4 protein-coding genes are annotated in these 2,395 nt (G+C 62.2%); all 4 read left to right on the top strand.

The window, feature by feature from the left end:
- Positions 1–827, top strand: an 827-nt coding sequence (locus LG661_RS24495) for a calcium-binding protein (protein WP_230534607.1), incomplete at its 5' end; no start/stop codon positions are given.
- Between the two features lie 218 nt (positions 828–1,045).
- Positions 1,046–1,366, top strand: a complete 321-nt coding sequence (locus tag LG661_RS24490; protein ID WP_230534606.1) for a PQQ-dependent sugar dehydrogenase — start codon at positions 1,046–1,048, stop codon at positions 1,364–1,366.
- Complete coding sequence (locus tag LG661_RS24485; protein WP_268995519.1) at positions 1,297–2,061, top strand: PQQ-dependent sugar dehydrogenase; 765 nt, start codon at positions 1,297–1,299, stop codon at positions 2,059–2,061. The genes LG661_RS24490 and LG661_RS24485 overlap by 70 nt, the downstream gene beginning before the upstream one ends.
- The gene (locus tag LG661_RS25200; protein WP_268995518.1) at positions 2,025–2,228 is read left to right on the top strand and encodes a PQQ-dependent sugar dehydrogenase; all 204 of its coding nucleotides are present in this window, start codon (positions 2,025–2,027) and stop codon (positions 2,226–2,228) included. The genes LG661_RS24485 and LG661_RS25200 overlap by 37 nt, the downstream gene beginning before the upstream one ends.
- Positions 2,229–2,395: the final 167 nt, after the last annotated feature.

The following is a 2,395-nucleotide window of genomic DNA, read 5'->3' as shown; positions in this document are numbered from 1 at the left end:
TAAGCCATACTTCAGGGAGGATCACTTCTCAGGAGGCAGACCACCTTTATAGCTCGTTTCCAGGCGCACTGACAGAAAATGATAAAGCGGAGGCCATGATGGCAACCTTCAAGGGCACGAATTTCAAGGACTACATCGACGCCTTTTTCTACGATGACCTCGCGCCCGGGTACTACGGAGAGGGGTCGGATATCGTCTACGGCTACGACGGGGACGATCGGATCTACGGCTACGAGGGTCAAGACGACCTCTATGGCAGCAACGGCCATGACTCCATCTATGGCGGAACAGGCGACGACTATCTCAGTGGTGGAGCTGGCAGCGACTACCTCAACGGTGGGACGGGCGCAGACGACCTCTACGGTGGCTCCGGCGATGACGATCTCTATGGTGGATCCAGCCTCGACTATCTGTCCGGCGGCACCGGCAATGACCTGTTGTCCGGCGGCACCGGGCGCGACACGATGGCCGGCGGAGCAGGCGAGGACATCTTCGTCTTCAAGAAGGGAGACTCTGGCCTCACCACCAGCACGGCTGATGTCATTACCGACTGGAACAGGTCCTATGATTGGATCGACATGACAGTGAAAGGTGCGTCCAGCAACTACCGCGAGCGCAGCACCACGGCAACGTCTATTGCGACTGCGCTGGATGACGCCGAGTACTACTTCCCGCAGACAAGCATCAAGCACGTATTCCTGTACAACACCAAAACTGACACCGGCTACCTGATCTCGGACCTCAACAGCGACGGCCAGTTCGATACAGGGATCGTCCTCAAGAACGCCGGCCTCGCGTCCGACATGAGCTATCAGTACATCATCTGAGAAAGGGTGCTTGCCTCGAATACCTCATCCGAGGATGCGGCCGCTGGGAAGACCCCAGCGGCCCAGGACGATCTCTCCCCAAGCGGCTTGTCCCCCACGCCTCAAGCCTAGGTTATGGTCTGGCTCTTGACTGCACCTTGTCCTGACATGAGCGGGCGCGAGCCTGTACGATGCCGCTGATCAGCGACTGACAGTCAACCGGCGAAGGAGATCCTGCCATGCGCCAGCTCGTCAATTGGGTTTCCTCGGCTGCCATTCTGGCCTTCCTCGGCAGTGTGTCGGGGGCGCTTACCCTCGATACTCTGGAGCCGACTCTGACGCCGGGGGTCGAGGAGGCGGCCAACGACCTCGTCCCGGTCCGGATCGCGGGTCCGTTCGAGTTCCCGTGGTCAGTAGGTTTCCTGCCCGACGGCGCCTTCCTCGTGACCGAGAAGCCGGGCGGCTCCGGCTCGTCCTTCCCGACGGGAAGGTGCAATCGATCCGAGGACTTCCCCCGATCCGAACGGGTGACCAGGGTGGTCTGCTTGACGTGGCGGTAGACCCGGAATTCGCCCGGACTAGCATTGTCTATCTGTCGTACACCCACGGCACGGTTGATGCGTCGACTGTCCGAATTCTGAAGGGCAGGCTCGATCTGAACCGCAGGATTTTAGCGGACCAGGCGGTTCTGTTCGAGAGCGATCCGTCCGCCAGCGCGAATGAGCAGCTTGGCGGACGTTTGGCCGTGACACGCGACGGTTACCTGTTCTTGTCGCTGGGCGATCGCTGGGAACCCGGCCGTGCCCAGGACCTATCCGACCATGCCGGCTCCTTCATTCGGATCCGCACCGACGGCTCGGTTCCTTGTACCAACCCGTTCGTCGGAGTCCCTAGCGCCAAGCCTGAGATCTGGTCCTACGGACACCGCAATCCACAGGGGTTGGTGGCCGACGAGCGCACCGGGCAGCTCTGGGCCACGGAGCACGGTCCGCCGGGTGGCGACGAGCTCAACCTGATCCAGGCGGGCCACAACTACGGCTGGCCGCTGGTCAGCCACGGCCGAAACTACGACGGCTCCCCGGTAGGTGCGGGAGAGAGCACGGCCCCGGGCGTGGAGGCGCCGCTGCATGTGTGGGTGCCGTCGATCGCGCCATCCGGGCTGACGCTGCGGCCAGAGGGGATGGCATGTCACTGTGGCTTGGGGCACTTGCTGGCTAGATGGTGGTTTGCCTCGGCCTTGGCGACAACAAGGTGACGGGCGAGCAGCGCCTGCTCGAGGGAGATCTCGGCAGGATCCGGGACGTGAAGCAGGGTCTCGATGGATCCCTGTACGTCCTGACAGATGACCCAGAGGGGCATCTATACCGGCTTGCGCCCGCGGCCGATGTAGCCCGTCAGGGTGTCCAGCGTCCGCCGCTTTGAGGCTCGGTATTGCTGCCGGAATGTCCAGTACCTCTTTGAGGGCGCGTGCTGGACGTTGCGACAATGACCTGCCAAAAAGCCGGAAGTTCGGAAGGTCTGCGTAGGGTCATGCAGTGACGATCCCCTGCCCTCCGGGAGCGTCCGCTGCTCCTTGCGGAAGCGGACCG

This window comes from Microvirga roseola (assembly GCF_020866965.1).
Taxonomy (GTDB): Bacteria; Pseudomonadota; Alphaproteobacteria; order Rhizobiales; family Beijerinckiaceae; genus Microvirga; species Microvirga roseola.
This window is presented reverse-complemented; position numbering and strand designations above follow the sequence as displayed.

Coding starts and splice junctions, on each gene's coding strand:
- LG661_RS24490 (WP_230534606.1), top strand. CDS start 1,046: ATGCGCCAGCTCGTCAATTGGGTTTCCTCGGCTGCCATTCTGGCCTTC.
- LG661_RS25200 (WP_268995518.1), top strand. CDS start 2,025: ATGGTGGTTTGCCTCGGCCTTGGCGACAACAAGGTGACGGGCGAGCAG.